This window comes from Pseudomonas sp. S30, assembly GCF_016518545.1.
GTDB lineage: Bacteria > Pseudomonadota > Gammaproteobacteria > Pseudomonadales > Pseudomonadaceae > Aquipseudomonas.
Map to the genome: position 1 here is coordinate 1 of NZ_JACVTO010000040.1, position 13,128 is coordinate 13,128.

Here is a 13,128-nt window from a genome sequence, read left to right on the forward strand (position 1 = left end):
CAAGCACCCACACGAATTGCTTGATTCGATTTGTTAAAGAGCGTTTGGCTGGGAGTGTTTCGTCTCAACCGAGGCCGCGCATTTTACAGCAGCCTTACTTCGTGTCAAGCGTTTATTTTGAAGTTCCTTTCGAAGCGCTTTCTTTCGAAAGCCTGCAACCTCAACGTCTTTCGCTTGCCTCGCTGCGTGCATCGCTGCGAGGAGGCGAATAATACGCGCTTTGAAATTCGAGTCAACACCTTGATCCAAAAAAGTTTTCTTCATGTGCACCCGGGCCGCGGCAACTAATCCAGGCGCAGTCGATCAGTAGAAAGACAACCTTGGAGCGGTTCACCATGAGCGAGTCTGAAAACGAGAAAACCCCCGGGCTGTCGGCGGACGAGGAACAGGAAGTCAGTCATAACCAGCCGCCCCGCCCGGCGGTGCTGCACGAAATCATCCGCTTCCAGGGCGATCACGAACTCGAGCGCACCCTGGCCGCGCTCTGGTGGTCGGCGCTGGCAGCCGGGCTGACCATGGGCCTGTCCTTCATGGCCATGGGCTTGCTCTATTCACGCCTGCCGGACGGTGAAAGCAGCCAGGTGATCGCCAGCATCGGTTACAGCGCAGGATTCCTGGCGGTCATCCTCGCCCGGCAACAGTTGTTCACCGAGAACACCATCACCGCCGTCCTCCCGGTCATGACCTCGCCGACCCTGGGCAATTTCGGTCGCCTGCTGCGGCTGTGGTCGGTGGTACTGCTCGGCAACCTGGCCGGTACCCTGCTGGTGGCCTGGGTCATGCTGGAGCTGCCGATCTTCGATACCAAGACCGACATGGCATTTCTGGAAATCGGGCGCAAGGTAATGCACAACGATCTTGGCCAGATGTTCGCCAAGGGCATCGTCTCTGGCTGGATGATCGCCACCATGGTGTGGATGATCCCGTCCATGGAACACGCCAAGATCTGGATCATTCTGATGATCACCTATCTGATGGCGCTCGGGGACTTCACCCATATCGTCGTCGGTTCTGTAGAAGTGTCCTACCTGGTGTGGGCAGGCGAGGAAAGCTGGAGCACGTTCTGGTTGCATTTCGCCCTACCCACGCTGGCCGGCAACATCATCGGCGGCAGCTTCATCTTTGCCTTGATCAGCCATGCCCAGGTGCGCAGCGACAGTGGCAAGGCGCCCTCCAAGCTGCTCGAGGACGAAGACAAGGAAGAAGCCAAGGCGCGTCGACAGCGCTGACACTCAGCCTGGTGGCCTGTCCCGCCACCAGGCCTGCCCGGGGTGCGGTGCCTCGAGGCTGACCCGCTCGCCCATCCGAGGAGTGCTCAAGGCGACCCCGGCAGTGGCCGCCAAGGCCTGGATACGCTCGAAAGGCTCCTGCCAGCTGTGCATCGCCAGATCGAAGGTGCCGTTGTGGATAGGCAACATCCAGCGTCCCCGCAGGTCCAGATGGGCCTGCAGGCTCTGTTCGGGCTGCATGTGCACGTTGGGCCAGGCCAGGTTGTAGGCACCGGTTTCCATCAGCGTGAGATCGAACGGGCCGTGGCGCTCGCCAATCGCGCGAAAGCCCTCGAAATATCCCGTATCGCCACTGAAGAACACGCGCAGTGCGTCGTCGACGATCACCCACGAGGCCCACAGCGTACTGTTGCTGTCGAACAGTCCGCGTCCCGAAAAGTGCTGGGCGGGCGTAGCGATGAAACGCACCGAACAGACCTCGGTCTCCTGCCACCAATCCAGTTCCTGCACCTGAGATCGTGGTATACCCCAGTCGACCAGACGCTGGCCAACACCCAAGGGCGTCAGAAAGCAGCCTGTGGACGGTGCGAGATGGCGGATGGCTGATTCGTCCAGATGATCGTAGTGGTCATGGGAGAGAATCACCGCCGCCAGGGGCGGCAACTGGTCAAGGGCCAGTGGAGGGGGATGAAAGCGTCGTGGACCGGTCCACTGCACCGGCGAGGCACGCTCGGCGAACACCGGGTCGGTGAGGAAGAAACGCCCACGCAACTTGAGCAGCACCGTGGAATGCCCCAGCCGCCACAGGCTGCGGTCCGGCGCATCGAGCACCTGCTCGGGCGCGAGGGCCTGCTGCGCCGGCATGGCAATCGGCCGGGTGTGGGCAGGCTTGCGTCGAAACAGGTACTTCAATCCAATGCGCAACTTCTTGCCCACGCCATCTTTCGGCAGCTCGGCCTGATTGTGAAAACGGCCATCGCTGAACCGGGCCGCAGAGCCCGCCAAGGGATCGTTCGCGCTCATGTCTACCGCTACCTCCCAGGGAACAGAATGACCATCCTACCCCAAGGTGATCCCCACAACCGTGAATTGGCTTGCACGGTCATGTTTGCCGAGCGCGTCATTGTTCGACAATCTTCATGCAAGTTGTGCGATAAACGCCGCCTGAACGACAAAGAACATGGACATGATAGATAACAGAAGTGGCAAGGGACTCTCCTTCGTCAGGCGCATCTACCTGCCGCGCATACTGGGCATGGGCATCGGCCTGCTCAGTGTGATGGCGGCGATGGCGCCGCTGCAGCCCGCCTCCTGGGTCTGGCTGCTGATGCTGTTCAATGGACTGGTGTGGCCGCATGTGGCCTATCACTGGGCCATTCGTTCGTCGACCCCCTACCGCGCGGAGCAGCGTAACTTGCTGCTGGACTCCCTGGGGGGAGGATTCTGGGCGGCGGCCATCCACTTCAATCCATTGCCGACGGTGACCATCCTGTCGATGATGACCATGAACAACGTGTCGGCTGGCGGCAAGCGACTGCTGCTGCGCGGGGTCCTGGCGCAGGCGGCCGGGATGGCCGTGGCGATACTGCTGCTCGGCACGGGACTACAGCTTCAGGCCACCTCGCTGCAAGTCTACGCCTGCCTGCCGATGCTCACCCTCTACCCGGTGGCGCTAGGCTGGGTGTGCTATCGTCTGGCGATCAAGCTGGCCGAACACAAGGGCCGGCTCAGTGCCTTGAGCCGCACCGACAGCCTGACCGGCCTGCTCAATCATGGCTCCTGGAAAGACCTGCTGCTGCTCAGGTTCCAGATCTGTCGCCAGCAGCACGCCTCGGCGGTGATCGCGCTGATCGACATCGATCATTTCAAGACCATCAACGATACGTTCGGCCATGTCGTCGGCGACTGCGTGCTGCGTCACTTGAGCCTGGAGTTGCGCCACCTGCTGCGCCTGGACGACCTGGCCGGACGCTACGGTGGCGACGAGTTCTGCCTGATCCTGCCAGACACCGACGAATGCCAGGCCGCCATCGCCATGGAACGCTTGCGCGAACAGGTCAGCGCCTACCGCAACCCCCAGTTGCCCGAGCTGCGCATCAGCCTGAGCATCGGCCTGTCGGCCTACCATGATGACCTCGCAAGCCCGGAACACTGGCTAGAGAATGCCGACCGGGCGCTCTACGCGGCCAAGCACCAGGGGCGCAACCAGGTCAATTTCGATCGCTACGAACTGGCGCCCCTCAAGCTCGCATGACCCGCAGCTGGGTTCAGCGCAGGCGGCGCTCGGCGACGATCTCGGGCAGGTCGGCCCGGCGCAGGTAGACGCGCAAGGGCTCGCCGATGTTCAGCCGATCGTCCACATGCTGCGCCAGCAGAAGGCCCAGACGCTCGCGGCACAGGGCCATGCGTTGCTCACTGCCGGCCCGCCAGACGAACTCGCTGCAGGGGACGATGCTGTCGTCGGCGACGTCCATGCCGAAGGCGTCCTCGCTGAACCTTACGATGTGAGTGCCGCGCTTGCCATGGAAGCCGACGAAGCCCTTGAGCTGGTCGGCAGCCCTGCAGATGTCCTGGGATGAGATGGCCATGACGTTACCTCGCAAAAGAATGGGAAGAAACGCACGCTGGCTGGCGGTTGCCTCTGACGGGCGACGCGCGGATGATTGCCTGCTCAGCCTAACGTAACCCCAACCCTGAGCGCCAAGCTTTTCCATCGAGCGCCGCAAGGCGCGCTAGACTGAGTGTCGCCACCCTGCAAGACCATCGCCGAGGAACCTGCGAAGCGCTATGACCGACGTCACTTCCGACCTTGCCACCATTGCCCGGATCAACGCCGTGCCCGCGATTCTCCAGGTGATCTGCGAAACCAGTGGGCTGCGCTTCGCCGCAGTCGCGCGAGTGACCGACCACAACTGGACGGCCTGCGCAGTGCTCGACACCCTGGGTTTCGGCATGAAGATCGGCGGCGAGCTGGACGTGGCCACCACGCTCTGCCACGAAATCCACAGCACCCACCAGACCATCGTCATCGACAAGGCCAGCGAAGACATCGTCTACTGCAACCACCCGACCCGGCGCAAGTATCGCTTCGAGAGCTACATTTCGGTACCGGTCATCAGAGCCGACGGCAGTTTCTTCGGCACCATCTGCGCCCTGGATCCGCGCCCTGCCCGCCTGAAGGGCACGGCCATCGAGCCGATGATGGAATCGTTCGCGCGGCTGCTGTCGATCCAGATCGAAAGCGAGGAAAGCGTTCAGCGGACCGAACTCGCCCTGCGCGAAGAACGCGCCATGGCCGAGGTTCGCGAACAGTTCATCGCCGTTCTGGGGCACGACCTGCGCAATCCCCTGTTCGCCATCACGGCCGGGGCCGAGTTGCTGGCCCAGCGCCTGGACGACGAGAAAAGCCGGGCCATCGCCCGTCACATCCTGACGTGCGGCCGGCGCGCCTCGCACCTGGTGCGTGACGTGCTGGATTTTGCCCGCGGTCGCCTGGGAGCAGGCATCCCATTGACCATCCAGGCCTGCCCGGACCTTGCCCAGGCCCTGAGCCATGTCGCCTCGGAACTGCAACGCGTGCACCCGCAGCGGCAGATCGAGTTGCACATCGGAGCGATTGGCGGACTACGCTGCGACCGCGAGCGCGTCACCCAACTGCTCTCGAACCTCATCGCCAATGCCCTGGAGCATGGCGATCCGCACGGGCTGGTCTGCGTGCAGGCGGGTATCGAGGACGCGACCTTCGTGCTGAGCGTGCACAACACCGGCACGCCGATAGCCCCTCAGGCACTGGGGCAACTGTTCCAGCCCTTCACCCGGCAGTTGGGGGACACGCCGCAGCAGGGCCTGGGCCTGGGATTGTACATCGCCAACCAGATCGCCCTCGCCCACGGCGGCTCGATGGAAGTGACGTCGAGTGCCGAGCACGGCACGCTGTTCAGCTTCCGTCTCCCGCTGAACCGCAACCAGGCGCCTGCTCCAGGGCAGTCGCCTGAGCCTGTCGAAGCCATTCAACGAGACGACTCGTCCTCCCGGACCTGAACGCTGGCCGTCATCCCGGCACTGAGGGTCACGCCTTCGGGCAGGGCATCGAGGGCAATACGCACGGGAATGCGCTGGGCCAGCCGTACCCAGTTGAAGGTAGGCTCCACCTCCGGTAGCAGTTGCCCGTCGGGTGTCGAGTTGCTGTCGGTGATACCCCGACTGATGCTCTGCACGTGCCCGTGCATCGGCTCGCCCGCCCCCATCAGCCAGACCTTCACAGAGTCGCCCACCTTGATCCTCGGCAGCTTGGTTTCTTCGAAATACGCCTGTACATAGAAGGTGGCGTCATCCACCAAGGCCATCACCGACTGGCCGGCATTGACATAGTTGCCCTGGGCCAGGCGCAGGTTGGTGATGTGCCCGCTGCGCGGCGCGCGAACCTGGCTGCGAGCCAGATTGATCCTGGCCACCTGCAACTGGGCCTGGGCCTCGTGCAGCTCGCCGCGGGCGATGGCGGCATTGATCTGGGCGTTCTCGCGCAGCTCCGCACTGATCGCCTCAGCACCCAAGGCCACGCGCCGGGCCGCCTCGCGCTCGCGCAGACGCACCTGCTGGGCACGGGTTTCGGCGACGGCACTGGCCTGGTCGAACGCGGCCTGGAAGCGTTCGCGATCGATGCTCATCAGCAGGTCGCCGGCCTCGACATGCTGGTTGTCCCGCACGTTCAGCGCGCGCACCCAGCCGGACACGTCCGGGGCAATCACCACCACATCGGCCCTGACCCGCGCGTCGCGAGTCCAGGGCGTGAGCATGTAGTACTGCCAGAGCCGATAACCGGCGAACACCGCGAGGGCCACCACGCACAGGGTGACCAGGGTACGTACCGCTGCACGCATGGATTGACTCCTTACAAAGGTCCCAACAGATGAACCAGCACCGACAGCACGCAGACGAACAAGGCGGCGTCGAACAAGGCTTCGTGCCAGATCCAGCGCCCCAGTGGCGTCACCTGGATGACGAAACGCAGCACGGCGGTGATCGCCAGCGCGATCAGCACGTAGATCAGAAACGGGCTGAGCAGCACACCGCCCAGCGCCCATTCACGCAAGCCCATGGACATCCTCCTGCCAGCGACACCATTGCCGCCAGCTCATGCGCAACTGCACCACGGCGCCGACCGCCAGGCGCAGCGGGTCGCTGGCCGGTTGACGCTGCAGTACCTGGATGAACGCTTCGCTGGCCGCGTCCAGGCGCCCGCCGCGTCCCGGAGCGGGCCCACTGGCCAGCACTGCTTGGAGTTGGCGCAGATAATCGCGCTCGGCCCCGGCCAGCGGCACCTGGGCCACCGCCAGGCACATGCGCAGATGCACCAGTTCATCGCCGATGTCCAAGCCCAACAGACCATCGTCCCAGCGCTCGCGTTCGGCCTCGGGCAGCTCGTTGGCATGGCGAGCCAGCTGCATCAGGCGATCGGCCATACGCCCGCCGAACCAGGTATCGGCGCCACGCAGTTCACGGTGGGTCAGGCGGACCAGATCGCTCTGGGTCGCCGAGCGCAGTCTGCGGCCCAGCCATTTGGGGTGACGCAGCACCACCAGACGAAACGCCAGCACGGCCGCCGAGACGCCGACCAGCATGGCCAGGGCGCTATTGAACAGGGTCGCGACATCGTAACGCATGAGATTGAGCGGCCCGACCAGCACGATGAAATGCAGGCAGAACGCGGTCGCCGTCGGTCCGGTGCGGGGATGGGCCATGCCCAGCGCGCCGAAGAACAGGGGCACGCCCAGCCCCAAGGCCAACAGTGCGAAGCTGCTCCATTGGGGGAGCAGGATCTGGCCGATGAAGAAGGCTGTGGGGATCGCCAGCAGAATGCCGCGCAGGAAGCTCAGGCCGATCTGTGCGCCGTTCTCGCGACTGGCGAACAGGCTGCACACCACGCAGGTGAGCACCAGGCCACCGGGCGCAGACGGCCAGGCGGTGGCCAGCCAGAAGCTGCTCATCGCCAAGAACGCCAGCGCACTGCGCAGGCCGAACAGCAGGGCCATCGTGACGTCACGGTGAACCGCCAGCCCCTGGGGAACATCCTTGGGTGCACGGCCCTGCTCGGTGTCCGTCAGCGCCTGGTTGCACGCCATGGCCACGTCGAGCAGCAGGGCCAGACGCGCCAGGCAAAAGTGTTCGGCCGGACTGATCGCCTCGTGCTGCGCGGCGTCCCAGATGCGCTGGCGAAGCAGCAGCAGGCTGGCCTGTTGCGGGCTCACCAACTGGCCACGCACTTCCTCCAGCCAGGGCGCCAGGTGGGCGGTCTGCGAAGCGTCGAGTTGCCGCCATTGACGGCGCACGGAGCGCGACAGACGCAGCATCACCATCAGCTTCTGGCTGAGCCCGCGTATTCCCCTGGCGCGCAGACGTCCCCGCGCGCCTTCGAACCAGGCATGTTCGCGCTGGGCATCGATAGCCACCACCCGCCCAAGGATGTCCAGCAGACCTTTGCGCGCCTGCTCTTGGCCACCAAGCATGGCGCTGGCGGTCTGCAGGCCGCTCTGCCATGCCTGGCGCGCCTGGTCACCGAGCTGCCGCTCGACACGCAGCGGCCACAGCAGCGCGCTGCTGGCCGTGGCGCAGACGATACCCAGGCTGATTTCCGTGCAGCGCGCCACCGCCTGATCGAATACCTGCAGAGGATGACCGATCGAGGGCAAGGCGATGATCGCCACGGTATAGCCCGCCAGCACGAAGGCATAGGCCCAGGCGCTGCGCAGTTGGGTGGAGGCTGCGGTACACAGCGCCAGCCACAGCGCCAGGGCCAGCAGGAACAGCCAGGGTGTCTGCGCGAACAGGCCGATGAACACCACTGACATGAAAGTGCCCACCACGGTGCCGGCGAGCCGCGCCAGGCCTTTCTGCACGACCATGCCCGACAGCGGCTGAGCGACGATGAACGCCGTCATCAGCGCCCAGGCAGGCTGCTCCAGTCCCCAGCGCATGGCCAACCACAGCGCCAGTCCGCCACCGAGCAGGGTCTTGACGGCGAACTTCAGCGCGAGGTGGGTGGGAGCGAACAGGGCCTGGAAAGTGAAAGGCACGAAGCGAACCTTGCCGAACTGATGGAAGAACAATAGACAACGGCACGAGGATAAAGTGAAAACAAGTAATTAGCTAGCTAATCATCTTTACGCCCGACAAAAAAATAGGCGACCGAAGTCGCCCTAAATGCCTTGCGTGCTCGATGGCTGGGAGGATCAGCGCTGCTTGCGCTTGTTCGCATCCTTCCAGATGAAAAGGCCCAGACCGGCAAAGAACGCCACCATCAATCCGACTGTCACCACGCCGGCGATCACTACGTTGTCGAAGAACATGTGGGCCTCCCTGGTCCGTTGCCGTGTCCGATGTGGCCAAGGTAACCAAAACAGCGGGAAGGAAAATTGACCGAGGTCAATGGGGCCCGGGACCGGGCACAGGAGGGGCGCAGGGTTGACCTGCATCAGTGTTCAGCGCTTCTTGGGCTTGCTCTTGCCCTTCTTCTTGCGGGCTGGCGTCAGCGGCATGGCGTGCTCGAAGGCCTGGCGCATGTCGTCCAGACGCTTGTCGTTGAGATCATGAATGCGCTTGGCGCGCTCGGCGCCGAAATCGATCAGGTTGTCTTGACTCATGGGCTGGCTCGGCTTGCGACTAGGGCTCCATGATGGGCTCGCAAGCGCGGGGTTTCAAGGTAGGAGCCTGCGCTGGCGCGGATTCAGATCTCGATGTCGACCAGCAGCCCCTGGCGGGGACGCTCGCCCAGCGGCGCCACCGGGACGGTGTTGTCGGCATTGAGTTCGTCGCCTGGCATGGCGCTGTAGAGGTCGGCCTGATCGTCCTGTCGACGCTGATCGCGGCGCTGCTGCTGGCGACGCTGTTCCTCGCGCAGCAGGTAGGCCTGCTCCTGGGGATCGCGCTGATGGCGCAGGTCGATGGTGCCGTCACTGGAGGCGGGCTGGGCCGGTACCACCGGGGGAATGTCCGGGGTCGGCTTGACCGGGTCCTGTTGAGAGGTCACGGGTGCGGCACTGAGAGGGATGATAGGCGGCAGCATGGGTCGATTCTCCTGTACAGCCTGTATCGGCCAGCCGAGGAACGCCTTGAATACGGGCCCTGCGGTTTGTGCGACCCGTCACAGGATCAGGCCTGGAGTATAGACCGCGCTTATTCGGATTCGTCGTCAGGGTCGTCGTCCGTGGGCGCAGCAACGTCGCTCCAGGGGCGCTTGTAGACCTGCTGCCAGACCGCATCCAGGTGCTCACGCAGCACGGGCGGCGCCTGCTTGAGCGAAGCGCTGTCCTCACGCTCGCCGCCGATCGGCTCCTCGCCCGCCGGGCTGATCAACGACTGGCCACGGATGCTGTAGACCTCGTCACCCTGGTGCATCTCGATGTGAATGTCGTGTGGGTCGATGCCACCGCCGCAGAACGCGTGGCTGGCCACGGTGACCTCGGCGACGCCGTTGCCGTCGAGGTCGGTGACATCGCTGACGTCGGTATAGAAGTCGACATCCAGGTCCAGGCCCGGACAGCGGGTCTGCTGGTCGATCTGCCAACGCGACGTGAATGCATCGCTCTCGTGCGCACGGCCATACAACGTGGCCTTGAGCACCACCTGGTCCACTTCCTGCTCGCTGCCGGGCTCGACGGCCTGCCCATCGAAACGGCTCAGCACCAACAGGCCTTCGCCATCATGGTCACGAAAATGCACGCTCTTGAGCGGCGACTGTACGTCCAGGGCACGGAGCTGCTCGGCCGGCAGCGGGCCGAGGACTTCGAAGCTCTTCTTCTGCTCGCACGCAGCGAGCAGGGCCAGGCAGCCCAGGACCAGGGACAGGTTCGACCAGCGGTGCGTGGCAGGCATGTGGCGCAGGGCTCTCTTGGGCAGCGGTAATCGTCGATGAAGTGGCTGAACGCTTTGGTCCGCTCGGCCTATCCGTTAAGATAGGGCGTTTTTTCATCGCGGGAGTTCGGCAGTATGGCGCAGCAGTATCAACCGGGGCAACGCTGGATCAGCGACAGCGAAGCGGAGCTCGGCCTGGGAACCATCCTGGCGCAGGATGGCCGCCTGTTGACCGTGCTCTATCCGGCCACGGGCGATACCCGTCAGTACGCCTTGCGCAACGCACCGCTGACCCGCGTGCGCTTCTCGCCGGGTGACCAGATCACCCATTTCGATGGCTGGAAGCTGACCGTGCGCGAGGTCGAGGACGTCGACGGCCTGCTGGTCTACCATGGCCTGGACGGCCAGAACCAGGCATGCACCCTGCCCGAAACGCAGTTGTCCAACTTCATTCAGTTCCGCCTGGCCAGCGACCGCCTGTTCGCCGGGCAGATCGATCCTCTGTCCTGGTTCTCCCTGCGCTACAACACCTTGCAGCACAACAGCAAGCAGCTGCTCTCCCCGCTCTGGGGCCTGGGCGGCTGCCGGGCCCAGCCGATCGCTCACCAGTTGCACATCGCCCGCGAGGTGGCCGATCGGATCGCCCCGCGCGTACTGCTGGCAGATGAAGTGGGCCTGGGCAAGACCATCGAGGCCGGCCTGGTGATCCATCGCCAACTGCTGACCGGCCGCGCCAATCGCGTGTTGATCCTGGTGCCGGAAAACCTCCAGCACCAATGGCTGGTGGAGATGCGTCGGCGCTTCAACCTGCAGGTGGCGCTGTTCGATGCCGACAGATTCATCGAGAGCGACGCCAGCAATCCGTTCGAGGACGCTCAACTGGCACTGGTGGCCCTGGAGTGGCTGGTCGATGACGAAAAGGCCCAGGATGCGTTGTTCGCCGCCGGCTGGGACCTCATGGTGGTCGATGAAGCCCATCACCTGGTGTGGCATGAAGAGCAGGCCAGCGCCGAGTACGCGCTGGTCGAACAGCTCGCCGAAGTCATCCCCGGCGTGCTGCTGCTCACCGCCACCCCCGAACAGTTGGGCCAGGACAGCCACTTTGCCCGCCTGCGCCTGCTCGACCCCAACCGTTTCCACGACCTCGCCGCGTTCCGCGCCGAGAGCGAGCATTACCGGCCGGTGGCCGAGGCCGTCCAGGAGCTGCTGGACCAGGGCCGCCTGTCGGCCAAGGCCCACACGACCATTCACAATTTCCTCGGCGCCGAAGGTGAAGCCTTGCTCGGCGCTGTGGCCGATGGCGATGCCCAGGCCAGCGCGCGGCTGATCCGTGAACTGCTGGATCGCCATGGCACGGGCCGCGTGCTGTTTCGCAACACCCGCGCGGCGATTCAGGGCTTCCCCGAGCGCCACCTGCACCCCTACCCGCTGGCCAACCCCGCGCAGTACGCCGAACTACCGGCCGGCGAGCGAGCCGAGCTGTACCCGGAAGTGGCGTTCCAGGCCCAGGGCGACGCTACCGAAGACGATCGCTGGTGGCGTTTCGATCCGCGGGTCGACTGGCTCATCGATACCCTCAAGATGCTCAAGCGCACCAAGGTCCTGGTGATCTGTGCCCATGCCGAAACCGCCATGGACCTGGAAGACGCCCTGCGGGTGCGCTCGGGTATTCCGGCCACGGTGTTCCACGAAGGCATGAGCATTCTGGAGCGCGACCGGGCAGCGGCCTATTTCGCCGACGAAGAATTCGGCGCACAGGTGCTCATCTGTTCGGAAATCGGCAGCGAGGGTCGCAACTTCCAGTTCGCCCATCACCTGGTGATGTTCGACCTGCCCGCCCACCCCGACCTGCTGGAGCAGCGCATTGGCCGCCTGGATCGAATCGGCCAGCTGCACACCATCGAGTTGCATGTGCCGTATCTGCAGGACAGCCCACAGGAGCGGCTCTTCCAGTGGTACCACGAAGGCCTGAACGCCTTCCTCAATACCTGCCCCACCGGCAATGCCTTGCAGCACCGTTTCGGCCCACGCCTGCTGGCACTGCTGGCAGACAGCGACGCCAGCAGCTGGAAAGCGCTGGTCAGCGACGCCGGTGCCGAACGCCTGCGCCTGGAAGCCGAGTTGCACACCGGTCGTGACCGCCTGCTGGAACTCAACTCGGGCGGTGCTGGCGAAGGCGAAGCGCTGGTCGAGGCGATTCTGGAGCAGGACGATCAGTTCGCCCTGCCGATCTACATGGAAACCCTGTTCGATGCGTTCGGCATCGACAGCGAAGACCATTCCGAGAACGCCCTGGTGCTCAAGCCCAGTGAGAAGATGCTCGACGCCAGCTTCCCGCTCGGCGACGACGAGGGCGTGACCATCACCTACGATCGGGGCCAGGCCCTTTCGCGCGAAGACATGCAGTTCCTGACCTGGGAGCACCCCATGGTCCAGGGTGGCATGGACCTGGTGCTGTCCGGTTCGATGGGCAACACGGCCGTGGCGCTGATCAAGAACAAGGCGCTCAAGCCGGGCACGGTGTTGCTCGAGCTGCTTTACGTCAGCGAAGTGGTGGCGCCGCGCAGCCTGCAGCTGGGTCGCTACCTGCCCTCTGCGGCGCTGCGCTGCCTGCTCGATGCCAATGGCAACGACCTGGCGTCACGGGTCGCTTTCGAGACCCTCAACGACCAGCTCGAAAGCGTGCCGAAAGCCAGCGCCAACAAGTTCATCCAGGCCCAGCGCGATGTACTGGCCCAGCGCATCGCGGCCGGCGAGGCCAAGGTCCTGCCGGTCCACGACGAGCGCGTGACCGAGGCACAGCGCCGCCTGGCTGCCGAAGCCGACGAGGAGCTGGCTCGCCTGACCGCATTGAAGGCGGTGAACCCGAGCGTGCGTGACAGCGAGATCGAGGCGCTGCGCAAACAACGTGAACAGGGGCTGGCGATGCTCGAAAAGGCAGCCCTGCGCCTGGAAGCGATCCGCGTACTGGTTGCCGGCTGAGCCGTCCCCGGGGGGCCCCCCCGGGGGGGGGGGCGGGGGGGGGGCCCGGGGGGGGGGGGGGGGGGTG

At 64.6% G+C, this 13,128-nt stretch carries 14 protein-coding genes; 5 read left to right on the forward strand and 9 right to left on the reverse strand.

The genetic code is table 11. From position 1 onward, the window contains the following. Together IAE34_RS24450 and IAE34_RS24010 are read left to right on the forward strand one after the other, a co-directional pair. Positions 1-212, forward strand: a 212-nt coding sequence (locus IAE34_RS24450) for a hypothetical protein (RefSeq protein WP_442793261.1), incomplete at its 5' end; no start/stop codon positions are given. A 123-nt stretch (positions 213-335) separates the two neighbouring features. Then, entirely contained in the window at positions 336-1,229 is an 894-nt protein-coding gene (locus tag IAE34_RS24010) for a formate/nitrite transporter family protein (RefSeq protein WP_200141450.1), read from the forward strand. A gap of 3 nt (positions 1,230-1,232) precedes the next feature. Here IAE34_RS24010 and IAE34_RS24015 read toward each other — a convergent pair whose 3' ends face one another. After that, on the reverse strand, positions 1,233-2,252 hold the full coding sequence (locus IAE34_RS24015) for an MBL fold metallo-hydrolase (RefSeq protein WP_200141451.1): 1,020 nt from the start codon (positions 2,250-2,252) through the stop codon (positions 1,233-1,235). Between the two features lie 157 nt (positions 2,253-2,409). Here IAE34_RS24015 and IAE34_RS24020 point away from each other — a divergent pair, with 157 nt between their 5' ends. Then, positions 2,410-3,483 carry a diguanylate cyclase gene (locus IAE34_RS24020; RefSeq protein ID WP_200141452.1) on the forward strand — a complete coding sequence of 358 codons (1,074 nt, stop codon included), beginning with the start codon at positions 2,410-2,412 and terminating at the stop codon, positions 3,481-3,483. Between the two features lie 13 nt (positions 3,484-3,496). On the opposite strand, the gene IAE34_RS24025 is transcribed toward IAE34_RS24020, so the two are convergent. Beyond that, positions 3,497-3,817: a DUF2025 family protein gene (locus IAE34_RS24025; protein ID WP_200141453.1), complete on the reverse strand. Its 321-nt coding sequence runs from the start codon at positions 3,815-3,817 to the stop codon at positions 3,497-3,499. 199 nt (positions 3,818-4,016) lie between these two features. Between IAE34_RS24025 and IAE34_RS24030 the strand changes: the two genes are divergently transcribed. Then, positions 4,017-5,270, forward strand: coding sequence for a GAF domain-containing sensor histidine kinase (locus IAE34_RS24030; RefSeq protein WP_200141454.1), 1,254 nt, complete (start codon positions 4,017-4,019; stop codon positions 5,268-5,270). Here IAE34_RS24030 and IAE34_RS24035 read toward each other — a convergent pair. From IAE34_RS24035 to IAE34_RS24060, 7 genes are all read right to left on the reverse strand, one after another. Continuing rightward, entirely contained in the window at positions 5,240-6,109 is an 870-nt protein-coding gene (locus IAE34_RS24035) for an efflux RND transporter periplasmic adaptor subunit (RefSeq protein ID WP_200141455.1), read from the reverse strand. The genes IAE34_RS24030 and IAE34_RS24035 overlap by 31 nt on opposite strands. Before the next feature lie 11 nt (positions 6,110-6,120). Continuing rightward, positions 6,121-6,327, reverse strand: a complete 207-nt coding sequence (locus IAE34_RS24040; protein ID WP_200141456.1) for a DUF1656 domain-containing protein — start codon at positions 6,325-6,327, stop codon at positions 6,121-6,123. Continuing rightward, entirely contained in the window at positions 6,314-8,302 is a 1,989-nt protein-coding gene (locus IAE34_RS24045; RefSeq protein ID WP_200141457.1) for an FUSC family protein, read from the reverse strand. The genes IAE34_RS24040 and IAE34_RS24045 overlap by 14 nt, the downstream gene beginning before the upstream one ends. 156 nt (positions 8,303-8,458) lie before the next feature. Continuing rightward, entirely contained in the window at positions 8,459-8,575 is a 117-nt protein-coding gene (ccoM, locus tag IAE34_RS24605; RefSeq protein ID WP_325101016.1) for a cytochrome c oxidase subunit CcoM, read from the reverse strand. A gap of 132 nt (positions 8,576-8,707) precedes the next feature. Continuing rightward, positions 8,708-8,869 carry a hypothetical protein gene (locus tag IAE34_RS24050; RefSeq protein ID WP_200141458.1) on the reverse strand — a complete coding sequence of 54 codons (162 nt, stop codon included), beginning with the start codon at positions 8,867-8,869 and terminating at the stop codon, positions 8,708-8,710. A gap of 83 nt (positions 8,870-8,952) precedes the next feature. Next, positions 8,953-9,291 carry an aspartate-semialdehyde dehydrogenase gene (locus IAE34_RS24055; protein WP_200141459.1) on the reverse strand — a complete coding sequence of 113 codons (339 nt, stop codon included), beginning with the start codon at positions 9,289-9,291 and terminating at the stop codon, positions 8,953-8,955. Between the two features lie 110 nt (positions 9,292-9,401). Then, on the reverse strand, positions 9,402-10,100 hold the full coding sequence (locus tag IAE34_RS24060; RefSeq protein ID WP_200141460.1) for a M949_RS01915 family surface polysaccharide biosynthesis protein: 699 nt from the start codon (positions 10,098-10,100) through the stop codon (positions 9,402-9,404). Positions 10,101-10,214: 114 nt separating this feature from the next. Here IAE34_RS24060 and rapA point away from each other — a divergent pair, with 114 nt between their 5' ends. After that, positions 10,215-13,061 carry an RNA polymerase-associated protein RapA gene (gene rapA / locus IAE34_RS24065; protein WP_200141461.1) on the forward strand — a complete coding sequence of 949 codons (2,847 nt, stop codon included), beginning with the start codon at positions 10,215-10,217 and terminating at the stop codon, positions 13,059-13,061. Positions 13,062-13,128 lie beyond the last annotated feature (67 nt).

Bases quoted from the DNA above. Each gene is read 5' to 3' on its own strand.
- IAE34_RS24035 (WP_200141455.1), bottom strand. From the start codon at position 6,109: ATGCGTGCAGCGGTACGTACCCTGGTCACCCTGTGCGTGGTGGCCCTC.
- IAE34_RS24060 (WP_200141460.1), bottom strand. From the start codon at position 10,100: ATGCCTGCCACGCACCGCTGGTCGAACCTGTCCCTGGTCCTGGGCTGC.
- IAE34_RS24025 (WP_200141453.1), bottom strand. From the start codon at position 3,817: ATGGCCATCTCATCCCAGGACATCTGCAGGGCTGCCGACCAGCTCAAG.
- IAE34_RS24055 (WP_200141459.1), bottom strand. From the start codon at position 9,291: ATGCTGCCGCCTATCATCCCTCTCAGTGCCGCACCCGTGACCTCTCAA.
- IAE34_RS24020 (WP_200141452.1), top strand. From the start codon at position 2,410: ATGGACATGATAGATAACAGAAGTGGCAAGGGACTCTCCTTCGTCAGG.
- IAE34_RS24015 (WP_200141451.1), bottom strand. From the start codon at position 2,252: ATGAGCGCGAACGATCCCTTGGCGGGCTCTGCGGCCCGGTTCAGCGAT.
- rapA (WP_200141461.1), top strand. From the start codon at position 10,215: ATGGCGCAGCAGTATCAACCGGGGCAACGCTGGATCAGCGACAGCGAA.
- IAE34_RS24030 (WP_200141454.1), top strand. From the start codon at position 4,017: ATGACCGACGTCACTTCCGACCTTGCCACCATTGCCCGGATCAACGCC.
- IAE34_RS24040 (WP_200141456.1), bottom strand. From the start codon at position 6,327: ATGGGCTTGCGTGAATGGGCGCTGGGCGGTGTGCTGCTCAGCCCGTTT.
- ccoM (WP_325101016.1), bottom strand. From the start codon at position 8,575: ATGTTCTTCGACAACGTAGTGATCGCCGGCGTGGTGACAGTCGGATTG.
- IAE34_RS24010 (WP_200141450.1), top strand. From the start codon at position 336: ATGAGCGAGTCTGAAAACGAGAAAACCCCCGGGCTGTCGGCGGACGAG.
- IAE34_RS24050 (WP_200141458.1), bottom strand. From the start codon at position 8,869: ATGAGTCAAGACAACCTGATCGATTTCGGCGCCGAGCGCGCCAAGCGC.